Below are 22,089 nucleotides of genomic sequence, written 5' to 3'. Positions count from 1 at the left end.
GCTGCCGCCCGCAAAGCCGGTCCCAAGCCAAGCGCCCCACGCTGCCGAAATGGTTCGGCGGCGCCTTTTCAAAGGAGCTTGGAATCTCATGGAAATCTTCGACTACGACAACATCCTGCTGCTGCCGCGCAAGTGCCGCGTGGAGAGCCGCTCGGAATGCGACTCCAGCGTGGAGCTGGGCGGGCGCAGCTTCCGCATCCCGGCCGTGCCCGCCAACATGAAGACGGTGGTGGACGAACGCATCTGCACCTGGCTGGCGCAGAACGGCTACTTCTACGTGATGCACCGCTTCGACCTGGACAACGTGCAGTTCGTCAAAGACATGCACGCCAAGGACTGCTTCGCCTCGATCTCGCTGGGCGTGAAGCAGCCCGACTACGCCACGGTGGACCGCTTCGTGGCCGAAGGCATCACGCCCGAGTACATCACCATCGACATCGCCCACGGCCACTCGGACAACGTGAAGAACATGATCCAGTACCTCAAGGCCAAGCTGCCCAAGGCGTTCGTCATCGCCGGCAACGTGGGCACACCCGAGGCCGTGATCGACCTGGAGAACTGGGGCGCCGACGCCACCAAGGTGGGCATCGGCCCGGGCAAGGTGTGCATCACCAAGCTCAAGACCGGCTTCGGCACGGGCGGCTGGCAGCTGTCGGCCGTGAAGTGGTGCGCGCGCGTGGCCACCAAGCCCATCATCGCCGACGGCGGCATCCGCAGCCACGGCGACATCGCCAAGAGCATCCGCTTCGGCGCCACCATGATCATGGTGGGCTCGCTGTTCGCGGGCCACGAGGAGTCGCCGGGCAAGACCGTCGAGGTCGATGGCGAGCTGTTCAAGGAGTACTACGGCTCGGCCTCCGACTTCAACAAGGGCGAGTACAAGCACGTGGAAGGCAAGCGCATCCTGGAGCCCATCAAGGGCAAGCTGGCCGAAACGCTGGTGGAGATGCAGCAGGACATCCAGAGCTCCATCAGCTACGCCGGCGGCAAGAAGCTCATGGACATCCGCAAGGTGAACTACGTGATCCTGGGCGGCGACAACGCGGGCGAGCACCTGCTGATGTAAGCACCGCCAGTACCAACGCAAACGGGGGCCTCGGCCCCCGTTTGCGTTGGTGCGGCGTGCAGCGCGCTTACTTGACCTGCAGCGTGCCCTTCATTAGCCCCACGTGGCCCGGGAAGGTGCAGAAGAACGAATAGGCATCGCCCGCCTTGAGCTTGGCCACGTCGACGCTGACCGAGTCGCTCTCGCCGCCCCCGAGCAGCTTGGTCGCGGCGATGACGCGCGCGTCCCCGGACTTGAGGTAGCCCGCGGCGGCACCGGCGGCCAGCGCATCCTTGGCGACCGCATCCATGTCGGCGGTCTTGGCCAGCACCCAGTTGTGGCCCATGCTCGTCTTGGGCAGCTTGCCCACATGCTTGAGCTGCACCGTGAATTTCTTGCACGACGCGGGCACGTCGATGCTCTTGGTGTTGAACTGCATCGCATCGTTGGCCTCGACCTGGACGCTGCAATTGTCGGCAGCGAAAGCGGGGGTGGCCAGGACGACGGCGGCAGCGGCAATGGCGGCGAAACGGAACATGATGATGGAAACTCCTGTAACGGCGGGCTGAACGGTAGGCACAGGCGGCACCCGCAACCCGCCCGGGCGCCACGGCGGCATCTTACGCATTTTCATTAGCAAATACTTATGAGAATCAAACTCATTCATTCAACTATGCACCGCACGCCTTTCCGGAAGGGGTCTGTGATTCATGCCTAAAATGGCCTCCAACGCTTGCTGGCAAAGCGCTAAAAGCTATTGAAAAAGGAGCAAACATGGACATCGCCATGCTCGGCACCGGGCGCATGGGCTTTCCCATGGCGCGGCGGCTGTGCCAGGCCGGGCACACCGTGCACGTCTGGAACCGCGACGCCGCCAAGGCACAGCCCCTGGCCGCCGATGGCGCCGTGCCGCACGCCAGCGCCGCCAGCGCGGCGGCGGCCGGCGAAATCGTCATGGGCATGCTGCTGGACGGCCCGGCCGTGGCCAGCGTGCTGTTCGAGCAGGGGGCCGCGGCGGCCATGCGGCCCGGCGCGCTGTTCGTGGACATGGCCTCGATCCAGCCCGGCGAAGCGCGCGCGCACGCGGCCCGGCTGGCGCAGCACGGCACCGGCGCGCTCGACGCGCCGGTGTCCGGCGGCACCGTCGGCGCCGAGGCCGGCACGCTGGCCATCATGGCCGGCGGCGGCGCGGCCGACTTCGCGCGCGCCCTGCCGCTGCTGCAGGTGCTGGGCCACGCCACGCACGTCGGCCCGCACGGCGCCGGGCAACTCGCCAAGCTGGCCAACCAGATGATCGTGGGCATCACCATCGGCGCGGTGGCCGAGGCGCTGCTGCTCGCCGCCAAGGGCGGTGCCGACATGGCCAAGGTGCGCGAGGCCATCGCCGGCGGCTTCGCCGACAGCCGCATCCTGCAGCTGCACGGCCAGCGCATGGTGGAGCGCGACTTCGCCCCGCGCGGGCGCATGACGGTGCAGCTCAAGGACATGCGCAACGCCCTGGCGACGGCGCAGGAGCTGGGCTTCGAGGCCCCGGTGACCCGGCTCTTCGAATCGCTCTACGCCGACGCCGTGGCGCACGGCCTGGACGATCTGGACCACAGCGGCCTGTTCGTCGAGCTGGCCCGCCGCAACGCGATGGAATAAATTTTGGGGCGTGTCTTGCAGACGCCCCAAAAATTCGTGCATAATTCGTGGCTCTGCTGCAGTGCAGCCGCAGAAAAGGGCTCTTAGCTCAGTTGGTAGAGCAGCGGACTCTTAATCCGTTGGTCGTAGGTTCGAATCCTACAGGGCCCACCAAAACAACCGAAGATGAAGCACTTGCCGAGGAATCGGCAGGTGCTTTTTTCTTTTCCCCTCTCGGCGCAGATTCTCAAGCATGCATCCCCAAGCCCAAGCACTGTGGCGCGGCCCGCGCTGGATCCTTGCCATCTTGCTGGCCCTGCTGGGCATGGTGGGACCGTTCTCGATCGACACCTACCTGCCCGCGTTCCCGGCGATCGCCCAGGCGCTGCAGGCCACCCCGGTGGAGATGCAGCAAACGCTGTCGGCCTACCTGTTCGCCTTCGCGTTCATGGCGCTGTTCCACGGCGCGCTGTCGGACAGCCTGGGGCGCCGGCCCGTGGTGCTGTGGGGCCTGGCGGTGTTCACCCTGGCCTCGGCGGGCTGCGCGCTGTCGGACAGCATCGGCGCGCTGGTGCTGTTCCGCGCACTGCAGGGCCTGTCGGCCGGCGCCGGCATCGTGGTGTCGCGCGCCGTGATCCGCGACATGTTTCCGCCGGCCCAGGCGCAGCAGGTGATGAGCCAGGTCACCATCTTCTTCGGCGTGGCGCCAGCCATCGCCCCCATCGTCGGCGGCTGGCTGGCGGTGCACCTGGGCTGGCACAGCGTCTTCTGGTTCCTCACCGGCGTGGGCGTGTGCCTGTGGCTGGCCAACCACCGCTGGCTGCCCGAGTCGCTGCCGCCCAGCGAGCGCCAGCCGATCCACCTCGGTCATCTGCTGCGCGGCTACTGGGAACTGGGCACCAGCCCGCGCTTCATGCTCCTGGCGCTGGCCAGCGGCATCCCGTTCAACGGCATGTTCCTGTACGTGCTGTCGGCCCCGGCCTTCCTCGGCGATGTGCTGAGACTGGAGCCCACGCAGTTCTTCTGGTTCTTCCTGGTCACCATCTCCGGCATCATGGGCGGCGCCTGGATGAGCGGCCGCCTGGCGGGCCGCATCGCGCCGAAGCGCCAGATCCGCCACGGCTTCCTCATCATGCTGCTGATCGCGGCGCTGAACCTCGTGGCCAACCTGCTGCTGGCGCCGCACGTGCTCTGGGCGCTGCTGCCCATTGGCATCTTCTCGTTCGGCTGGGCGCTGATGGTGCCCGTGGTCACGCTGCTGGTGCTGGACCTGCACCCGCAGCGCCGCGGCATGGCGTCATCGCTGCAGGCCTTCGTCGGCTCCACGGCCAACGGCGTGGTGGCGGGCATGGTGGCGCCGCTGGTGATGCATTCCGCCGTGGCCCTGGCTGGTGCCTCGCTGCTGCTGATGCTGGTGGGCCTGGTGGCATGGATCTACCTGCACCACCGCTGGCCGGACATCGGCCGCCATTCCGCGCACTGAGATGAAACAACACCCCCCTGAGGCGCTTCGCGCCTTCCCCCCGCTCTCGCATGGCTGCGCCATGCGGGCAGGGGGACGCAGCCAGCGCGGCGGGGCGGCCCTTGCGCGGCTGCCCGCGCATGGGCCGCGCCTGTTTCATGGGCTGCGGGTGGCGCGCAGCGCCATGGAAAACTGATACGGCGCGTTGACGGCGGCCCGCGTCACCGCCGCGGGTGGCGGCGGTCCAGCTCCCGCTCCTGGTAGTAGCGGGCCTTTTCGGCATACATGGCCTGGTCGGCCCGGTGCACGGAGGCCTCGATCGACTCGCCCTCCTGGCAGCAGGCAATGCCCATGGACAGGCTGACCGCCTGCCCCGGGTAGAACTGGTTGTTGAGTTCCAGCAAGGAGAGGATGCGTTCCTGCACGGCCAGCGCCCCGCGCTCGTCGGTGGCGGGCAGCAGCACCATGAATTCGTCGCCGCCGACGCGCGCGGCGCAGGCCGGCGCATCGACCGCCTTGGCCAGCACCTCGCCGACGCGGCGCAGCATGGCGTCGCCTGCGCCATGGCCGTGGTCGTCGTTGGCCTCCTTGAGGCCGTTCATGTCCATGGCCAGGATCGCCACCGGCCATGGCCCCTTGCGCGCGAGGCGGTTGAGCTCCTCCATGTAGTAGGCCCGGTTGCGCAGCTGCGTCAGCACGTCGTGCTTGCCCAGGTACTCCAGGTAGGACTCGGCCTTCTTGCGCGCCGTGATGTCGACGAGCGAGATCAGCACCAGCCCCCAGTCCTGGACATGGCTGTCAAGCACGGCGAACTGCATGTGAATGTTGAGCAGATCGCCGGACAGCGCGTAGTTGACCACCTCGCGCTGCTGCACCAGCTTGCCATCCCACAGGTCCTGCAACTGCTCGGCAAAGGATTCGCGCATCTCGTCGCGGAAAATGTGGTTGATTCCCCCAAGCAGCTCGGCCTTGTCTGCGGCACCGAACATGGCGAGGGTCTGCCGGTTGACGTCGATGACACGGATTTCCTGGATGCAGCGCGTGACGAACTCCGGGTGCACCTTGAGGAAAGTGGCGAAGTCGCGTATGCCCTGGGCGCGCACTTCGTCCAGCAGGCGCCGGATATGGCTGAAGTCCTCGACCCACAGCGACACCGGCGAATGCTCGAACAGGCCGCGCGCATAGCGCTCGCTGCGGCGCAGGCGCTCGGCGCCCTGCACCTCGGCCGTGACATCCTCCAGCGACACCAGCACCCGGTCCCAGCGCTCCTCGTGGCCCGGCAGGATGCGCGCATGGATCTGCACGTCCAGGCGCCGCTCGTCGAGGGCGTAGTTCACCGTGCGGTTGGAGAACTCCAGCGCCCCGGACCACAGCGCCGCCAGCTCATCGACCTGGCGCGCATGCATGTCGCCCCGGAACACTTCGTCCAGGCGGGCCACCAGCGTGGCCTGGTCGGGCGCCGCGAAAAGCGCCAGGGTACGGTGGTTGACCCGCACCACCTTCAGCGCGGCGCTGCAGGCGCCCAGCCGCTCGGGGTGCCCCGCCAGGTGCGCGCGGATGTCGCTCACGCCCTCCGCCCGCCAGCGCTCGAACAGCTGCCGCAGGGCGCTGTAGTCCTCAAGCCAGAGCGAGACAGGGGCGAGCTCGAACATGTGTTCGTAGTCCACGCCGGATACAGGGAAAGAAGTCACTGGGCACCTCCGCCGCACATTATCGTGAGCCGCCGTGAGCCCCAAAGGGAAGCGGGCCATAAAAAAACCGGCCTAAAAGGCCGGTTCGCTGGGCTGCGCCCGCTGGCGCTCAGCGTGCCGAATGCGGCGTGCGCTTGCGTGCGTCGTGGGGCACGAAGGGCTTGCCGCCGCCCGCCTGCTTGTTGAAAGCCGGCTTGCCGCGCCCGCCCCAGTCACCGCGCGGCGCTGCCGCCTCGGGGCGGCCAAAGCCGCCGCGCCCGCCTTCACTGCGACCGCCTTCGCCGAAGCCGCCCTTGCGGCCATAGCCGTCGTTGTCGCGGCGGCCGCCGCCGAACCCAGCACGGTCGCCGAATCCACCACGGTCACCAAACCCGGCGCGGTCGCCAAAGCCACGCGGCGCGCCCTGGCCGTCACCCATGCGGGCCGGGCCCCGCGCTGCGCGGTCGCCAAAGGCCGGGCGGCCCTCGCCACGGCCGAAGCGGCGGTCGCGGCTGTGGTTCTCGCGGCCCTCGCGCCCGCGGCCATTGCCTTCGGGGCGGCCCTGCGGGAAGCGCTGCGTCGGCTCCATGCCCGGGATCACCTCGGCCTTGAACGGCTGGCGGCTGTAGCCTTCGATGTCGAAGATCTTGCGGCGGTCGCGGAACTCGGCGAACGTCACGGCCAGGCCGTCGCGGCCAGCACGGCCCGTGCGGCCGATGCGGTGGGTGTAGTCCTCGGCCTTCATGGGCAGGCCGAAGTTGAACACGTGGGTGATGGTGGGCACGTCGATGCCGCGCGCGGCCACGTCGGTGGCCACGAGAATCTGCACCTGGCCGTTGCGCAACGCCATCAGGCGGCGATTGCGCAGGCCCTGGCTTAAAGCGCCGTGCAGCGCCACGGCCGAGAAGCCGTCCTGCTGCAGGTCGTTGGCCAGGCCGTCGCACTCCATCTGCGTGCTGGCGAACACGATGGCCTGGTCGATGGAGGCATCGCGCAGCCAGTGGTCGAGCATCTTGCGCTTGTGCTGCGCGTTGTCGGCCCAGAACAGCACCTGCTTGATGTTGGCGTGCTTTTCCTGCGGCGAGTCGATGGTGACCTTCTGCACTGCGGAGCCGTTGTCGTGCATCACGCGCATGGCGAGCTGCTGGATGCGCGGCGCGAAGGTGGCGCTGAACATCATGGTCTGCTTGCGCTGGCTGGTGAGCTGGTTGATCTCGGCCAGGTCGTCCGAGAAGCCCAGGTCGAGCATGCGGTCGGCCTCATCCACCACCAGGAACTGCACCTGGTCGAGCTTGATCTGCATGGAGCGCTGCAGGTCCAGCAGGCGGCCCGGCGTCGCCACCACGAGGTTGGCGTTCTGCAGCTTGGCGATCTGCAGCTGGTAGGGCATGCCGCCCACCACGTTGGCCACGCGCAGGCCCTTGCAATGGCGCACCAGGTCGATGGCGTCGTGCGCCACCTGCTGCGCGAGTTCGCGCGTCGGGCACAGGATCAGCGCGCCCGGCACGGCGGCCTTGAAGTGGCGCGGGTTGGTCGGGTCCTTGCGGCGTGCGCGCTTCGGTGCGGCCTCGCCCCGGGCGGCGGCCTCGGCGCACAGGCGCTCGTATTCGGCGCGTTCGTTCGCCTGCTGCTCGGCCTGCTGGCGCACCAGGGTGTGCAGCACAGGCAGCAGGAAGGCAGCGGTCTTGCCGCTGCCGGTCTGGCTGGAGACCATCAGGTCGATGAAGTTCTCGCCCTCGACGCCCATGGCCATGGGAATGGCCTTTTCCTGCACGGCGGTGGGCTGGGTGTAGCCCAGGTCGCGCACGGCCTGCACCAGCTCGGGGGCCAGGCCCAGGCGCACGAAGCCCTCGGGCAGCGCGGACGGAGCGGGGGTGGCCTCGGGGGCCAGGGTTTCAAGAGGCAAGGAGGTATCGGCAGGCGCGGCGTCGCCCTGCATAGGCAGCATGTCGGTCATGGTTTCTCACGCAAAACGGGCAACCGCAGGCGCTACCTGCGGCGGCTTCGTTCAATGGTTCAACAACATCAACCATCAAACGGAACCGCAAGGCCGCAGCGGACGGCCTGGGTGGGCAATGTTTGCTGCTTGCGGCGTGCGCCGCAGGCAAAGCCCGGTGAGTGAAGGGAGATGCACAAAAAAATTGCACCGCCCTCGGCGGTGCAATCTCGCAATTATGGCACGACTGGGGTTTTCCCGCAAATCGTGCGGGGCTTCCTCAATAGCTGGCGAGCGGCTTGGCCTTGCCGCCTGCGAACGTCATCACGACCACGGGGGCCTTGATGCGGTTGCCTTTGTCGTCGTACGCGTACTCGCCCATCACGCCCTTGTGGGCGTTCTGGTGGATGTAGGCGCCGACCTTGGCGGGATCGATGGAGCCGCTCTTCTGCATGGCCTCGCCGATGTTGATGACCTGGTCGTAGTAGAACGGGCTGTACACGTCGGGGTTCTGGCCGAAGCGCTTGGCGAACTTCTCCTGGAACGCCTTGGCGCCCGCGTCGCTGTCCATCAGCATGCCGGCGTAGGCGCAGTACACCACGTCGTTCACGGCGTCGCCGCCGAGCTTGCCCATCTCGGGGCTGCACAGGGTGTCGCCGCCGAGCAGCTTGGCGCGCACGCCCAGCTGCTTCATCTGGCGTGCCATGGGCGCGGCCTGGGGCGCGTAGCCGCCGTAGAAGATGACCTCGGGCTGCTTGGCCTTGAACGTGGTCAGGATGGCCATGAAGTCGGTGGCCTTGTCATTGGTGAACTCGCGGCCCGCCACCGCCATGCCGAGCTTCTGCGCTTCCTTGGCGAACTCGTCGGACAGCCCCTGGCCGAAAGCAGTGCGGTCGTCGATGACGCCGACCTTCTTGGCCTTGAGCACGTTGGCCGCATACGCAGCCATGCTGGCGCCGGCCTGCACGTCGCTGGCAACGATGCGGAACAGGTTCTTGTAGCCCGACTGCGTGATCTTGGGGTTGGTGCCCACGGTGGAAACCAGGGTGCCGCCGTTGTCGTACACGCGCGAGGCGGGAATGGTCACGCCCGAGCAGTACGGGCCCATGACGTAGCGCACGCCGGAATCGACGAACTTCTGCGCCACGGCCACGCCGGTCTTGGCGTCGCACTGGTCGTCCTCGGAGACCAGCTCGAACTTCAGCGTCTTGCCGCCCACGCTGATCTTGCGCGCGTTCAGTTCCTCGATGGCCAGGCGCACGCCGTTGTCGTTGTCGCGGCCGGCGAAGGTGTTCGGGCCCGAGAGGGGGCCGCTGTGGCCGATCTTGACCACCTGCTCCTGGGCCGAGGCGCCGGCCGCGCAGGCCAGGGCCGCAGCGGCGGCGAGGAGGGATTTGAACGAAAGCGATTGCATGGCGTGTCTCCGGTAAAAGAATGCGCGAAAAAACCAAGGCGCCAGGCAGGTCGCCAGCGCCTCGGGAGGGGTGTCTGGATACAGACAGCGGCGGATTATCGCCGCACGCGCCGCTGCCGCGGCGTGTTTCTCACACCGACAGCAGGTGTGTGCGGTAGTGCGCCAGCTCGTCGATGGATTCGTGCACGTCGGCCAGCGCCGTGTGCTTCTGGGCCTTCTTGAAGCTGTTGTAGGCCTCGGGCTTCCAGCGCTTGGCCAGTTCCTTGAGCGTGCTCACGTCGAGGTTGCGGTAGTGGAAGAAGGCTTCCAGCCGCGGCATGTACTTGACGAGAAAGCGCCGGTCCTGGCCGATGCTGTTGCCGCACATGGGCGCCGTGCCCTTGGGCACGTACTGGCTCAGGAAATCGATGATCTGCTGCTCGGCCTCGGCCTCGGTGATGGTGGAGGCGCGCACCTTGTCGATCAGGCCGCTCTTGCCGTGGGTGCCCTTGTTCCAGGCGTCCATCTGGTCGAGCTGCGCGTCGCTCTGGTGGATGGCGAACACCGGGCCTTCGACGCGCGGCTCCAGGTTCGGGCCGGTCACGATGACGGCGATCTCCAGCAGGCGGTCGGTCTCGGGTTCGAGGCCGGTCATCTCGCAATCGAGCCAGACCAGGTTCTGCTCGGATTTGGGCAATACAGGGGTGGGGGTAGAGGGTTCGGACATGGCCGGCATTGTCGCCCATCCCCTACACTCCCCGCGCATGCCCCCACGTGATACCTTGCCGCCCTCGCTGGCGCTGTCCCTGCTGTTCGCCCTGGCGCTGTGCGCCGGGCTGATGATCAAGTTCTGGCTCGCCTCGCGCCAGATCCGCCACGTGGCCCGGCACCGCGCCCAGGTTCCAGCGCCGTTTGCCGGACGCATTCCCCTGGCAGCCCACCACAAGGCCGCCGACTACACCCTGGCCAAGGCGCGCCTGGGCCTGCTCGACATGGCGCTGGGCGCGGCCGTGCTCGTGGGCTGGACGCTGCTGGGCGGGCTGGACCTGCTGAACCAGGCCCTGCTGGCCTGGCTCGGCGGCGGCATGGTGCAGCAGTTGGCGCTGCTGGCGGCCTTCGCGCTCATCAGCGGGCTGATCGACCTGCCGCTGTCGCTGGCGCAGACCTTCGGCGTCGAGCAGCGCTTCGGCTTCAACCAGATGACGTGGAAGCTGTGGCTGACCGACCTGCTCAAGTCCACGCTGGTGGGCGCGCTCATCGGGCTGCCCATCGCCGCGCTGATCCTGTGGCTCATGGGCGCCGCCGGCCCGCTGTGGTGGCTCTGGGCCTGGGGCGCGTGGATGGGGTTCAACGTGCTGCTGATGTGGGTCTACCCCAGCTTCATCGCGCCGCTGTTCAACCGCTTCCAGCCGCTGCAGGACGAAGCCCTCAAGGCCCGCGTCACCGCGCTCATGCAGCGCTGCGGCTTCGCCGCCAAGGGCCTGTTCGTGATGGACGGTAGCCGCCGCAGCGCGCACGCCAACGCCTATTTCACGGGTTTTGGCACGGCCAAGCGCGTGGTGTTCTACGACACGCTGCTGCAGCAGCTCACCCCGGCCGAGGTCGAGGCCGTGCTGGCGCACGAGCTGGGCCACTTCAAGCACCGCCACATCGCCCAGCGCATGGCGGGGCTGTTCGCGCTCAGCCTGGCGGGCTTCGCGCTGCTGGGCTGGCTGTCCACCCAAGGCTGGTTCTACACCGGGCTGGGCGTGGTGCCGAACCTGTCACCGGGCGGCACGGCGCCGAACGACGCGCTGGCGCTGCTGCTGTTCCTGCTGGCCGTGCCCGTGTTCAGCTTCTTCATCGCGCCGCTGATGGCGCAGTGGTCGCGCCGCCACGAGTTCCAGGCCGACGCCTACGCCATGGCCCAGGCCGACGGCGGCGCCCTGGCCTCGGCGCTGCTCAAGCTCTACCAGGACAACGCCTCCACGCTCACGCCCGACCCGCTGTACGTGAAGTACTACTACTCGCACCCGCCCGCCACCGAGCGCCTGGCGCGCCTGCCCTCCCCGGTACACGCATGACTTCCATGTTTCCGAAAAAAGACTGGTCCGCCCAGGTACGGCGCGCGCTGACAGCTATCGAAATTGAAGCAAACCTGGCGCAGCACCCGGGCTGGCAGCTGCACGCGGGCGCCATCGAGAAAACCTACCGCTTCGCCAGCTACCACGAGACCATGGCGTTCGTGAACGCGGTGGCCTTCATCGCCCACGCGCAGGACCACCACCCCGACCTGTCGGTGCACTACGGCCGCTGCGTGGTGCGCTTCAACACGCACGACGTGCAGGGCATCTCGGCAACCGACTTCGACTGTGCGGCGCGCATCGACGCGCTGCTGGCCACGCCATGAGCGCGCGCGAAGGCCTGGTGGTGGCCAGCCACGGCCGCCACTGCGTGGTCGAAACGCCCGACGGCACGCGCCGCATCTGCCACCCGCGCGGCAAGAAAAGCCAGGCCGTGGTGGGCGACCAGGTGCGCTGGCTGGCGCCGCCGCCCGGCCAGGGCGACGAGGGCACCATCGAGAAAGTGCTGCCGCGGCGCAACCTGTTCTACCGCCAGGACGAGATCCGCACCAAGTCGTTCGCGGCCAACCTGGACCAGGTGCTGATCCTGATCGCCGCCGAGCCCGTGTTCTCGGAAAGCCAACTGGCGCGCGCGCTGATCGCCGCCGAGGCCGAAGGCATCACGCCGCTGATCGCGCTGAACAAAAGCGACCTAGTGGAGCCCTTCGCGCGCGCCTGGGAGCGGCTGCTGCCCTACCGCCACATGGCCGGCAGCGCGGGCCCCGACAGCCGCCACTACAACGTGCTGCCGCTGTCCCTGGCGCAATCGGGCGAGGCGGACCGCACGGCGCTGATGGCGCATTTGCAGGGCAAGGCCACGCTGGTGCTCGGCCCCTCGGGCGCGGGCAAGAGCACGCTCATCAACCTGCTGGTGCCGGGGGCATCGGCGCAGACGGGCGAGATCTCGCAGGCGCTCAACTCCGGCAAGCACACCACCACCAGCACCGCCTGGTACTGGGTGGACGCGGCGCGCACCACCGCGCTCATCGACTCGCCGGGCTTCCAGGAATTCGGCCTGCGCCACCTGGCGCCCACCGACCTGGCGCGCTGCATGCCGGACGTGGGCGCGCACGCGGGCGCGTGCAAGTTCTACAACTGCACGCACCTGCACGAGCCCGGCTGCGCGGTGCAATTGCAGGTCGAATCGGACGCCAGCCCAGGCACGATCAGCGCCAGCCGCTACAAAATCTATAGAGAACTATTCGCGGAGTTGAGCGAGGCGCCGCGCTATTGAAGAGAGGTACTGCCATGGCGCGAGCCGCCCCGATGTTGTCCTTCCGCCCACGCCTGATGGACGCGCTGCGCGGCTACGACCGGGCCCGCTTCGCGCAGGACTTCGGCGCGGGCCTCACGGTCGCCGTCGTCGCGCTGCCGCTGGCGATGGCCTTTGCCATCGCGTCGGGCCTGCCGCCCGAGGCGGGGCTGTTCACCGCCATCATCGCGGGCTTCCTGATCTCGGCGCTGGGCGGCAGCAAGGTGCAGATCGGCGGGCCGGCCGGGGCGTTCATCGTCATCGTCTACGGCATCGTGCAGCAGTACGGGGTGGCCAACCTCATCATCGCCACCGCGCTGTCGGGCGTGCTGCTGTTCCTGATGGGCGTGCTGCAGCTCGGCACGCTGGTGCGCTTCATCCCGGTGGCCGTGGTCATCGGCTTCACCAACGGCATCGCGGTGCTGATCGCGCTGTCGCAGGTCAAGGACTTCCTGGGCCTCTCCATCGAGAAGATGCCGGGCGACTTCTTCGGCATGCTCGGCGCGCTGTACCAGCACCTGTCCACCCTCAATCCCTGGGCCACCGGCGTGGCCGCCGCGTCGCTGGCGGTGGTCGTGGGCTGGCAGCGCTGGCTGCCCGCGTGGCGGCACCCTTTAGCCGGCGCGCTCGCGCGCGTGCCGGGCTCCATCGTCGCGCTGGTGCTGGCGACCGCCGTGGTGGCGCTGTCCGGCATGCCGGTGGAGACCATTGGCAGCCGCTTCGGCGGCATTCCGGCCGGGCTGCCCGCGTTCGCGCTGCCCGATTTCACCTGGGAGTCGGCGCGCCACCTGCTCATGCCGACGATCACGCTGGCACTGCTGGGCGCCATCGAATCGCTGCTGTGCGCGCGCGTGTCCGACGGCATGGTGGGCGACCGCCACGACCCGAACCAGGAGCTGATGGCGCAGGGCATCGCCAATTTCGTCACGCCGTTCTTCGGCGGCATGCCCGCCACCGGCACCATCGCGCGCACCGTCACCAACGTGAAAAGCGGCGCCACCAGCCCCGTCGCCGGCATGGTGCATGCGCTGGCGCTGCTGCTGGTGATGCTGGTGGCCGCGCCGCTGGCCGCATCCATCCCGCTGGCCACGCTGGCGGCGATCCTGATGTTCGTCGCCTGGAACATGGGCGAGTGGCGCGAATTCGCGCGGCTCAAGACCTACCGCCTGCCGTACCGCATCACGCTGGTGTCCGTGTTCCTGCTGACGGTGGTCTTCGACCTGACGGTGGCGGTGGAGTTCGGCATCTTCGCCGCCTGCCTGACCTTCATCTACCGCATCTCCAGCCTGTCGCGGGCCGAGCGCGTCCAAGCTGCCGACCTGCCAGTGCTGGCCGGGCACGACGCGCGCGTGCAGGTCTGGCGGCTGTACGGCGCGCTCTTCTTCGGCGCCACCAAGCTGCTCGAAGCCATGGAGGACCACCTGCCCGCCCAGGCGCTGGTGCTGGACTTGAAGAACGTGATCTACGTCGATTCGACCGGCGCCGAGGCGCTGGAGAACCTGGCCCACGCCTGCGCCGCCCACGGCGTGCGCCTGATCGTCTCGGGCCTGATGGGCCAGCCGCTCGACATCGCGCGCCGCACCGGGCTGTACGAGCGGTTGCGGCCCGAGCTGCAGCCCGACGTGGCCAGCGCGGCTGCCGCCGCAGTGGCGTGAAGGCAGCGGCACCGAAGCGGCTCCACGCAGCCCCGGGCAACCCGGCCCGGTTTCCCGATCAATCCGCTGGCAAGGACGCTGGCAAGGGCACGACACGGTCGCTGTGGAAATGCCCACCGGCACGCACCTTGCCCAACGCGGCGTTGAAGTCGCGGCGCAGCCCCGGGCCTAGCCAGGCAACGAAACCGACCAAACCATCAGAGATCACCCGGCCTTCATACGCCAGCAGGCCGCAGGTGATGACCGCCCCGCTGTCGCCCAGCATTTCCTTGAGCGGCGTGGTCAGGCACTTGACGGCATAGGCCACGTTTTCATATTCGCCATCGAACAGCACGCTGTAGCCCGTGGTGTCGCGCAGGTACACCCAGCGCCCCACACGCAGCGTGGCCACGGCATCGACGATGTCCTGCGGCACGGGCCTGCCCTGCGCCTGTAGCGCGGCAAGGGCGGGCGGGATCAGCGCGGGCTTGTCCGCCAGCGCATCGCGTGCGGCCTGCAGCAGATGTACCAGGCCCTGTTTGGCCACAGGCGCATGCACCAGCCCGGCATCCAGGGCCACCTGCTCCAGCAGGCTCTGGTAGTGCTCGATGAAGTGGCGCGCACGGGTTTCGTCAATCAGGCGAGCCGTGGTCATGCGCCGCCCCTTCCGTCCAGAATCGCCCGCAGCGCCTGCACCAGCGCATCGCACTGGGCGGGCGTGCCGACGCTGATGCGCAGATACTGCGCGATGCGCTCGGGCCGGGCGAAGTGGCGCACCAGCACGGCGCGCTCGCGCAACTGCGCCGCCAGCGTGGCCGCGTCATGGCCCGGGTGGCGCACGAAGAGGAAGTTGGCCTGCGAGGGCAGCACCGCGAAGCCCAGGTCCTCCAGCGCCAGCAGCAGCCCCTCGCGGCTCTGCACCACGGCGCTGCAGGTCTGCTCGAAGTACGCCGCGTCCTCATAGGCGGCACACGCGCCGGCCTGGGCCAGGCGGTCCAGCGGGTAGGAGTTGAAACTGTCCTTGACGCGCTCCAGCGCATCGACCAGCGGCCGCTGGCCGAAGGCCACGCCCACGCGCAGCCCGGCGAGCGAGCGCGACTTGGACAGCGTATGCACCACCAGCAGGTTCGGGTAGCGCGCCACCAGGCCCACGGCGCTCTCGCCGCCGAAGTCCACATAGGCCTCATCGACCAGCACCACGCGCTGCGGGCAGGTCTGCAGCAGTTGCTCGATGCGTGCCAGGGGCAGGCCGATACCGGTCGGCGCGTTCGGATTGGCCAGCACGATGCCGGCGCACGCCCCCTGCCCGGACCGCGCGGCCAGCCGGTCCACGTCGATGCCCAGGCCGGCATCGAGCGGCTGCAGCTCGGCAGTGATGCCCCACAGGCCGCAATAGACGCGGTAGAAGCTGTAGGTGATGTCGGGCATCAGGAGCGGCGCGCCGGCGTGCTGGAAGAACGCGAAGAAGGCATGCGCCAGGACTTCGTCCGAGCCATTGCCCACGAACACCTGCCCCGCGTCGAGGCCATGCCGCGCTGCGATGGCCTCGCGCAGGGCCAGCGATTGCGGGTCGGGGTAGAGCTGCAGCCCCTCGCGCGCGGCCTGCGCTATGGCCGCCAGCGCGCGCGGCGACGGCGGATAGGGGTTCTCGTTGGTGTTGAGCTTGACCAGGCCGGGAATGCGCGGCTGCTCGCCCGGCACATAGGGCTGCAGCCCGGCCACCACGGGGCTGCACAGCGAAGGAAGGGACATGCGTGGAACTCCTGATTTCATAGCTTCCAGCGCTTGCCTTGCAAGGGCTGGAGCCCGATTTGGCTCAAAAAGATGAAAGGTTCAGCCGAGCAGGCGCGCCAGCGTGAGCAGCGCCAGCAGCAGCATCCACACCACCACCGAGCGCCAGACCAGGCCGACCACGCTGCGCAGGTGGCCGACTTCGGGCTCGCGCCCGGGGGTGATGCCGCTGTCGCCCTCGCTGGCGGCGGCGCCATCGGCCTCGGCGCGCGGGCGCAGGGCCTCGCCGCCCAGACGCACGTTGATGGCGCCCGAGGTGGCGGCGAGCAGCACGCCGTCGTTGTCGTTGGGGAAGTTCTGGGCATGGAAGCGCCAGCCCTCGATGGCCTCCTCGAAATTGCCGACCACGGCAAAACTGAGCGCCGTCAGCCGCGCGGGCAGCCAGTCGATGGCCGTCCAGGCCCGGGCCGCCGACTGCTGCAGGGCGGTGCTGCCTTTGTCGCCCTTGTCCTCGTCGTAGTAGCGCGCGGCAAACTCGGCCAGGCGGTAGAGCACCGCCCCCGTGGGCCCCAGGCCCAGTGCCGCCAGGATGGAAAACCAGGCCAGCACACCAAACACATGGCGGTGCGCGGCGATGACCGAGTACTCGATCACGTGGCGCACGATCTCGCTGCGCGGCAGTTGCCCCACCTCGACCTGCTGCCAGTGCGCCAGCGCGGCGCGCGCGGCGTCTTCGTCGGCCGACTCCAGGGCGTCGCGGATGCGCGTGAAGTGGTGGCTGAACTGGCGAAAGCCCAGCGTCATGTAGAGCACCGCCACGTTCCACAGCACCGCCAGGGGCCAGCCCACGCCCCACAGCAGCAGCCAGTGGATGCCCAGCGCCACCAGCGCGGGCAGCACCACCGTCAGGCCCCAGGCCACCCAGCCGTGGTGCTGGTGGCCCGCGTCGAAATTGCGGCGCACCGAAAAGGCCCACGCACGCACGCCGGCGTGAATGGGATTGGTGCGGGACAGGGGGCGCGCCTGCTCGATCAGCAGAGCGAACAGGATGGCGAAGAAACTCATGGGCGCCCATCATACTGGCGCCGCCCGCGCGGCCCGCCAGGCGCCCGTTCAGGCGCGCATGAAACGGTAGAAATTACGCAGCATGCCCGCCGTGGCGCCCCAGATGAAGCGGTTCTTGTCGCCGTCCTGGTAGGGCATGGAGAACCATTCGCGCCGCACGCCGCCCCACTCCACCACATGGTGGCGGTGGTGCGCCGGGTCGAGCAGGAAGGCCAGCGGCACCTCGAACACGTCGGCCACTTCGTGCGGGTTGGCCCGCAGCACGGCGTCGGGCCGCACCAGGCCGACGATGGGGGTGATGATGAAGGACGAACCCGTGACGTAGGTGGACAGCGGCCCGAGCACCTCGACGCAGCCGGGGTCGAGCCCGACCTCCTCCTGCGCCTCGCGCAGCGCCGTGGCGGCGGGGCTGGTGTCTTCGGGGTCGGCGCGCCCGCCCGGGAAGGCGATCTGCCCGGAGTGCGTGGACAGGTGCGCCGTGCGCTCGGTCAGCAGCACCATGGGCTGGGCGCGCAGCACGATGGGCACCAGCACCGAGGCCTGCGCGGGTTCGCGCTGCATGAATTTCTTTTCCAGCACCACCTCGGGCTGCCAGGCGGGCGGCGCGGCGAAGCGCTGGCGCAGCGCCGCGGGCGTCTGGGCCTGCGGCGGCACGGCGGGCAGGTCGGCATCGACGCGCGCCACGGGCACGCTGCGCGGGTCGAACGCGGGCAAGGGGGTGAAGACGGGGGCAGGCTGGGTCACGCTCAGACAATAAAAAAGCCGCTACAGGGGCACTGTAGCGGCTGGGCAGGAAGACTGCAGGCGCGGCGCTTATGCGGCAGCCACGGGTGCGGCCTTGCGGGCCGGCAGCTTTTCCTTGATGCGGGCCGACTTGCCGCTGCGCTCGCGCAGGTAGTACAGCTTGGCGCGGCGCACGTCGCCACGGCGTTTGACTTCGATCTTGGCGATCAGCGGGCTGTAGGTCTGGAACGTGCGCTCCACGCCTTCGCCGCTGGAGATCTTGCGCACGGTGAAGCCGCTGTTCAGGCCACGGTTGCGCTTGGCGATCACCACGCCTTCGTAGGCCTGCACGCGCTTGCGGCTGCCTTCCACCACGTTCACGCTCACGATGACGGTGTCGCCGGGCGCGAATTCAGGGATTTCCTTGTTCAAGCGGGCGATTTCTTCCTGCTCGAGGGTCTGGATCAGGTTCATGGTTGCATCCAACGATCTTGTCCGCGCCAGGATTGGCATGCGTCGGGATTGACGGTGTGTGGCTGCGCGCGCACCTTCGGGTGCGCCTTGCAGCGGCCGGCCAGAGGATCGAAAAGCCTTTGATTATAGCTTGCCGGGCATGTTGGCCAAAACAGCCTCGTCCTGGCGCGTCAGCCGCCCCTGCGTGCGCGCCGCGGCGATCAGGTCGGGCCGGTGGCTGGCCGTGGCCTGCAGGCTCTGCGCGCGGCGCCAGCGCTCGATCTCGGCGTGGTGGCCCGACAGCAGCGCCGGCGGCACGGCCTGTCCGCGCCAGACCTCGGGGCGGGTGTAGTGCGGGCAGTCGAGCAGCCCGTCGAGCTGCGGATTGAAGCTGTCGAACTGGTGGCTGCCCGCATCGTGCAGCACGCCGGGCTGCAGGCGCGTCACGGCGTCGAGCAGCGCCATCGCCGGGATCTCGCCCCCGGAGAGCACGAAGTCGCCCAGGCTGATCTGCCGCTGCACCTCGGCGTCGATGAAGCGCTGGTCCACCCCTTCGTAGCGCCCGCACAGCAGGATGGCGCCCGGGCCCTGCGCCCACTGCGCCACGCCTGCATGGTCCAGGCGCTCGCCAATCGGCGAGAACAGCACCAGCGGCGCCTGCACGTCCGGCGCCTCGGCCCGGTCGGCGCGGATGACGGCCAGGCAGCGCGCCAGCGGCTCGGCCAGCATCACCATGCCGGGGCCGCCGCCGAAAGGCCGGTCATCGACACGGCGGTAGTTGCCCTCGGCGAAGTCGCGCGGGTTCCACAGGCGCACCACCACCTGGCCGCTGGCGTAGGCACGGCGCGTCACGCCGCTGGCCAGGAACGGCGCGAACAGCTCGGGAAACAGGGTGATGAGGTCGAAGCGCATCGGCGCGCGCCGCGTCAATAGTCGGGCTGCCAGTCGACCGTGATGCGCCGCTCGGCCAGCTCGACCTTGTCGACGAAGGCCGACACGAAGGGAATCATGCGCTCGCGCGCCTTGCCATCCTCTTCGTAGGCCAGCACCAGCACGGTCTGCGGCCCCGTGGACAGCAACTCGCGCACACGGCCCAGGGCCACGCCCTCGCGGTTGCGCACGTCCAGGCCGATCAGATCGACCCAGTAGTACTCATCCTCCTCCGTCTGCGGGAAGTAGGCGCGCGAGACGAAGATGCGCGCGCCGCGCAGCGCTTCGGCGGCGTTGCGGTCCTCCACCCCCTGGGCGCTGGCGACGATGGCGTCGGAGTGCGTGCGCGTCTGGCGCGGCACCAGCAGCACGGTGCCGCTGAAGATCCTGGCGCCCTTCTCGGACGGCTGCAAATACCACTGGGGCGCGGCGAACAGGGCCTCGGGGCTGGCGCTGTGCGCCAGCACCTTGAACCAGCCCTTGACGCCCCAGGCGTCGGCAATGCGGCCCACCTCCACCGCGTCAGCGGGGAGTTCGGCCGGTTCGAGTGGAGGAAAGGAGGACATGGCGCTACGCAAAAACAAAAAGGCGGGGCCGCCAGTATCCACCGACGGCACCCGCCCCGGGAGGGCCTGAAAAGCGAATCAGGCGGCCTTCTTGGCAGCTTGCTTGGCCAGGCGCTCAACGGTGTCGGACGCTTGGGCGCCCACGCCGAGCCAGTAGGCCAGGCGGTCCTGGGCGATGCGCAGGCCTTCCTCGCCATCCTTGGCCAGGGGGTTGTAGAAACCCAGGCGCTCGATGAAGCGGCCGTCACGGCGCACGCGCTTGTCGGCGACGACGATGTTGTAGAACGGACGGGCCTTGGCGCCGCCGCGGGAGAGTCGAATGACGACCATGATTTATCCTTCGGGTGGAGAACATGCAGCACCTACTGCCGTTCCATATCTTGCGGCGTTTGAGACACGCGACTTGGCCACCCGGCCAGCGACACGCAGCAAAGCCGCCGATTATAGCCAGTTCGTTTTTTCGATGCCACACATCCGCGCCAGCCGCGACACAGACGTCGCAGCCATCACCACCATCTACGCCCACCATGTGCTGCACGGCACGGGCACCTTCGAGACCGAGCCGCCCAGCGCCGCCGACATGGCCGCGCGCCGCGCCGACGTGCTGGGCAAGGGCCTGCCCTACCTCGTGGCCGAGCACGACGGGCAGGTACTCGGCTTCGCCTACTGCAACTGGTTCAAGCCGCGCCCGGCCTACCGCTACTCGGCCGAGGACTCGGTGTACATCCTCGATTCGGCGCGCGGCCAGGGGCTCGGCCGCCTGCTGCTCGCCGCGCTGTGCGAGGCGGCGCAGGCCGCCGGCGTGCGCAAGATGCTGGCGGTGGTGGGCGATTCGGCCAACGCCGGCTCCATCGGCCTGCACCGCGCCAGCGGCTTCACCCACGCGGGCACGCTGCGCTCGGTGGGCTGGAAGTTCGGCACCTGGCTGGACGTGGTGCTGATGGAAAAACCCCTGGGCGAAGGCGACGCCAGCGCGCCCGAGGCGCCATGAAGAACAAGACCCTGGCCACCTGGCTGGCCTTCCTCGGCGGGCCGCTGGGCCTGCACCGCTTCTACCTGCACGGCCCGCGCGACCTGCTCGGCTGGCTGCTGCCCCTGGCCACGGGGCTGGGGCTGTACGGCATCGCGCGCGTGCAGGCGCTGGGGCAGGACGACCGGCTGAGCTGGCTGCTGGTGCCGCTGCTGGGCTTCACGGTGGCGGGCTGCGCGCTGCGCGCCATCCTCTACGGGCTGACGCCGCCCACGCGCTGGAACGCGCGTTTCAACCCGCGGCACCCGGCGGCCGAGGCGGCGGGTGCCACGCGCTGGCTCACCGTGATCGGCATCGCGCTGTCGCTGATGGTCGGCGCGGGCATGCTGATGGCGAGCCTGGCGTTCAGCTTCCAGCACTACTTCGAGTACCAGATCGAGGAAGCGCGCAAGATTTCACAATGAAATCAGGCTCCAGCGCTTGCCAGGCAAGCGCTGGAAGCTATGAAAACCGCAGCAATCAGTACAGCTGCAGGCTGACCCAGTAGGCAATCGCCGCGACGAAAGCGCTGGCCGGAATGGTCAGGATCCAGGCCCAGACGATGTTGCCCGCCACGCCCCAGCGCACGGCGCTGGCGCGTTGCGTGGAGCCCACGCCGACGATGGCGCCGGTGATGGTGTGGGTGGTGGACACGGGAATGCCCAGCATGGTGGCCAGGAACAGCGTCATGGCGCCGCCGGTTTCGGCGCAGAACCCGCCCACGGGCTTGAGCTTGGTGATCTTCTGGCCCATGGTCTTGACGATGCGCCAGCCGCCGAACATGGTGCCCAGGCCGATGGCCGCATAGCAGGCGATGATGGTCCAGGCGGGCGGCGAGGCGTCGCTGGCCGAGGCGTAGCCGGTGGCGATGAGCAGCAGCCAGATGATGCCGATGGTCTTCTGCGCGTCGTTGCCACCGTGGCCCAGGCTGTAGGCGCCGGCCGAGAGCAGTTGCAAGCGCCGGAACCACTTGTCCACCTTGTTCGGGCGGGTGCGGCGGAAGATCCAGGCCACGATCACCATCATGGCCGAGCCCAGCACGAAGCCGAGCAGCGGCGACACGAAGATGAAGGCCACGGTCTTGAGGATGCCACCCGCCACCAGGGCGCTGGCGCCCGACTTGGCGATGACGGCGCCGACGATGCCGCCGATGAGCGCGTGCGAGGAACTGCTCGGGATGCCGTAGTACCAGGTGATGACGTTCCAGGTGATGGCGCCGACCAGCGCGCCGAACACCACGTGCGTATCGACCACCCCGGGCTGGACGATGCCCTTGCCGATGGTGGCGGCCACGCTGAGGTGGAAGATGAAGATGGCAACGAAGTTGAAGAAGGCCGCGAACAGCACGGCCTGCGTGGGCCGCAGCACGCCCGTGGAGACCACGGTGGCGATGGAGTTGGCGGCGTCGTGGAAGCCGTTCATGAAGTCGAACACGATGGCCAGCGCCACCAGCACGACCACGACCCACAGCGCGGTTTGTACCGTTTCCATGGTG

At 68.6% G+C, this 22,089-nt stretch carries 23 protein-coding genes and 1 tRNA gene; 10 read left to right on the top strand and 14 right to left on the bottom strand.

Annotation, left to right across the window (positions count from 1 at the left end; genetic code table 11):
- The first annotated feature begins 88 nt into the window (after positions 1 to 88).
- Complete coding sequence (locus tag YS110_19635) at positions 89 to 1,066, top strand: GMP reductase (GenBank protein UJB66818.1); 978 nt, start codon at positions 89 to 91, stop codon at positions 1,064 to 1,066.
- Between the two features lie 67 nt (positions 1,067 to 1,133).
- Here YS110_19635 and azu read toward each other — a convergent pair whose 3' ends face one another.
- Positions 1,134 to 1,583: an azurin gene (gene azu / locus YS110_19630; GenBank protein ID UJB66817.1), complete on the bottom strand. Its 450-nt coding sequence runs from the start codon at positions 1,581 to 1,583 to the stop codon at positions 1,134 to 1,136.
- Positions 1,584 to 1,819: 236 nt separating this feature from the next.
- Between azu and YS110_19625 the strand changes: the two genes are divergently transcribed.
- The 3 genes from YS110_19625 (at position 1,820) to YS110_19615 (ending at position 4,151) form a co-directional block, all read left to right on the top strand.
- Positions 1,820 to 2,689, top strand: a complete 870-nt coding sequence (locus tag YS110_19625; GenBank protein ID UJB66816.1) for an NAD(P)-dependent oxidoreductase — start codon at positions 1,820 to 1,822, stop codon at positions 2,687 to 2,689.
- A 77-nt stretch (positions 2,690 to 2,766) separates the two neighbouring features.
- Positions 2,767 to 2,842, top strand: a tRNA-Lys gene (locus YS110_19620).
- A gap of 79 nt (positions 2,843 to 2,921) precedes the next feature.
- Positions 2,922 to 4,151 (top strand): multidrug effflux MFS transporter, encoded by a 1,230-nt coding sequence (locus YS110_19615; protein UJB66815.1) that lies wholly within the window; start codon positions 2,922 to 2,924, stop codon positions 4,149 to 4,151.
- Positions 4,152 to 4,351: 200 nt separating this feature from the next.
- Here YS110_19615 and YS110_19610 read toward each other — a convergent pair whose 3' ends face one another.
- From YS110_19610 to orn, 4 genes are all read right to left on the bottom strand, one after another.
- The gene (locus YS110_19610) at positions 4,352 to 5,782 is read right to left on the bottom strand and encodes a sensor domain-containing diguanylate cyclase (GenBank protein UJB67525.1); all 1,431 of its coding nucleotides are present in this window, start codon (positions 5,780 to 5,782) and stop codon (positions 4,352 to 4,354) included.
- Between the two features lie 148 nt (positions 5,783 to 5,930).
- Positions 5,931 to 7,757 (bottom strand): DEAD/DEAH box helicase, encoded by a 1,827-nt coding sequence (locus tag YS110_19605; protein ID UJB66814.1) that lies wholly within the window; start codon positions 7,755 to 7,757, stop codon positions 5,931 to 5,933.
- Positions 7,758 to 8,016: 259 nt separating this feature from the next.
- Positions 8,017 to 9,150 carry a branched-chain amino acid ABC transporter substrate-binding protein gene (locus tag YS110_19600; protein UJB66813.1) on the bottom strand — a complete coding sequence of 378 codons (1,134 nt, stop codon included), beginning with the start codon at positions 9,148 to 9,150 and terminating at the stop codon, positions 8,017 to 8,019.
- 130 nt (positions 9,151 to 9,280) lie between these two features.
- Positions 9,281 to 9,856 carry an oligoribonuclease gene (orn, locus tag YS110_19595; protein ID UJB66812.1) on the bottom strand — a complete coding sequence of 192 codons (576 nt, stop codon included), beginning with the start codon at positions 9,854 to 9,856 and terminating at the stop codon, positions 9,281 to 9,283.
- Between orn and YS110_19590 the strand changes: the two genes are divergently transcribed.
- The 4 genes from YS110_19590 to YS110_19575 are packed head-to-tail and all read left to right on the top strand — an operon-like array spanning position 9,855 to position 14,138.
- On the top strand, positions 9,855 to 11,192 hold the full coding sequence (locus YS110_19590) for a M48 family metallopeptidase (protein UJB66811.1): 1,338 nt from the start codon (positions 9,855 to 9,857) through the stop codon (positions 11,190 to 11,192). The two genes, orn and YS110_19590, sit on opposite strands and share 2 nt — an antisense overlap.
- Positions 11,189 to 11,518: a 4a-hydroxytetrahydrobiopterin dehydratase gene (locus YS110_19585; protein ID UJB66810.1), complete on the top strand. Its 330-nt coding sequence runs from the start codon at positions 11,189 to 11,191 to the stop codon at positions 11,516 to 11,518. The genes YS110_19590 and YS110_19585 overlap by 4 nt, the downstream gene beginning before the upstream one ends.
- Complete coding sequence (gene rsgA, locus YS110_19580) at positions 11,515 to 12,465, top strand: ribosome small subunit-dependent GTPase A (GenBank protein UJB66809.1); 951 nt, start codon at positions 11,515 to 11,517, stop codon at positions 12,463 to 12,465. Before YS110_19585 ends, rsgA begins: the two co-directional genes overlap by 4 nt.
- Positions 12,466 to 12,479: 14 nt before the next feature.
- Positions 12,480 to 14,138, top strand: coding sequence for an STAS domain-containing protein (locus YS110_19575; protein ID UJB66808.1), 1,659 nt, complete (start codon positions 12,480 to 12,482; stop codon positions 14,136 to 14,138).
- Positions 14,139 to 14,196: 58 nt separating this feature from the next.
- Here the strand turns inward: YS110_19575 and YS110_19570 are convergent, their stop codons facing one another.
- The 8 genes from YS110_19570 to rpsP all read right to left on the bottom strand — a co-directional run bounded on the left by YS110_19570 (position 14,197) and on the right by rpsP (position 19,915).
- Positions 14,197 to 14,772, bottom strand: coding sequence for a hypothetical protein (locus YS110_19570; protein UJB66807.1), 576 nt, complete (start codon positions 14,770 to 14,772; stop codon positions 14,197 to 14,199).
- Positions 14,769 to 15,869: a histidinol-phosphate transaminase gene (locus tag YS110_19565; GenBank protein UJB66806.1), complete on the bottom strand. Its 1,101-nt coding sequence runs from the start codon at positions 15,867 to 15,869 to the stop codon at positions 14,769 to 14,771. Before YS110_19565 ends, YS110_19570 begins: the two co-directional genes overlap by 4 nt.
- A gap of 81 nt (positions 15,870 to 15,950) precedes the next feature.
- A complete protein-coding gene (locus YS110_19560; GenBank protein UJB66805.1) occupies positions 15,951 to 16,913 on the bottom strand; it encodes a CobD/CbiB family protein in 963 nt (320 codons plus the stop codon).
- Positions 16,914 to 16,961: 48 nt separating this feature from the next.
- Positions 16,962 to 17,657, bottom strand: coding sequence for a CoA pyrophosphatase (locus YS110_19555; protein UJB66804.1), 696 nt, complete (start codon positions 17,655 to 17,657; stop codon positions 16,962 to 16,964).
- Positions 17,658 to 17,726: 69 nt separating this feature from the next.
- Entirely contained in the window at positions 17,727 to 18,110 is a 384-nt protein-coding gene (rplS, locus tag YS110_19550) for a 50S ribosomal protein L19 (protein ID UJB66803.1), read from the bottom strand.
- Between the two features lie 123 nt (positions 18,111 to 18,233).
- The gene (trmD, locus tag YS110_19545) at positions 18,234 to 19,001 is read right to left on the bottom strand and encodes a tRNA (guanosine(37)-N1)-methyltransferase TrmD (protein ID UJB66802.1); all 768 of its coding nucleotides are present in this window, start codon (positions 18,999 to 19,001) and stop codon (positions 18,234 to 18,236) included.
- 14 nt (positions 19,002 to 19,015) lie between these two features.
- The gene (rimM, locus tag YS110_19540) at positions 19,016 to 19,585 is read right to left on the bottom strand and encodes a ribosome maturation factor RimM (protein ID UJB66801.1); all 570 of its coding nucleotides are present in this window, start codon (positions 19,583 to 19,585) and stop codon (positions 19,016 to 19,018) included.
- Positions 19,586 to 19,663: 78 nt separating this feature from the next.
- Positions 19,664 to 19,915 (bottom strand): 30S ribosomal protein S16, encoded by a 252-nt coding sequence (gene rpsP / locus YS110_19535; protein UJB66800.1) that lies wholly within the window; start codon positions 19,913 to 19,915, stop codon positions 19,664 to 19,666.
- Between the two features lie 133 nt (positions 19,916 to 20,048).
- Here rpsP and YS110_19530 point away from each other — a divergent pair, with 133 nt between their 5' ends.
- Together YS110_19530 and YS110_19525 are read left to right on the top strand one after the other, a co-directional pair.
- Positions 20,049 to 20,576 carry an N-acetyltransferase family protein gene (locus YS110_19530; protein UJB66799.1) on the top strand — a complete coding sequence of 176 codons (528 nt, stop codon included), beginning with the start codon at positions 20,049 to 20,051 and terminating at the stop codon, positions 20,574 to 20,576.
- The gene (locus YS110_19525) at positions 20,573 to 21,019 is read left to right on the top strand and encodes a hypothetical protein (protein UJB66798.1); all 447 of its coding nucleotides are present in this window, start codon (positions 20,573 to 20,575) and stop codon (positions 21,017 to 21,019) included. The genes YS110_19530 and YS110_19525 overlap by 4 nt, the downstream gene beginning before the upstream one ends.
- Positions 21,020 to 21,074: 55 nt before the next feature.
- Here the strand turns inward: YS110_19525 and YS110_19520 are convergent, their stop codons facing one another.
- Complete coding sequence (locus YS110_19520; protein UJB66797.1) at positions 21,075 to 22,085, bottom strand: inorganic phosphate transporter; 1,011 nt, start codon at positions 22,083 to 22,085, stop codon at positions 21,075 to 21,077.
- Positions 22,086 to 22,089: the final 4 nt, after the last annotated feature.

The organism is Acidovorax sp. YS12 (assembly GCA_021496925.1).
GTDB lineage: Bacteria > Pseudomonadota > Gammaproteobacteria > Burkholderiales > Burkholderiaceae_C > Paenacidovorax.
This window is presented reverse-complemented; position numbering and strand designations above follow the sequence as displayed.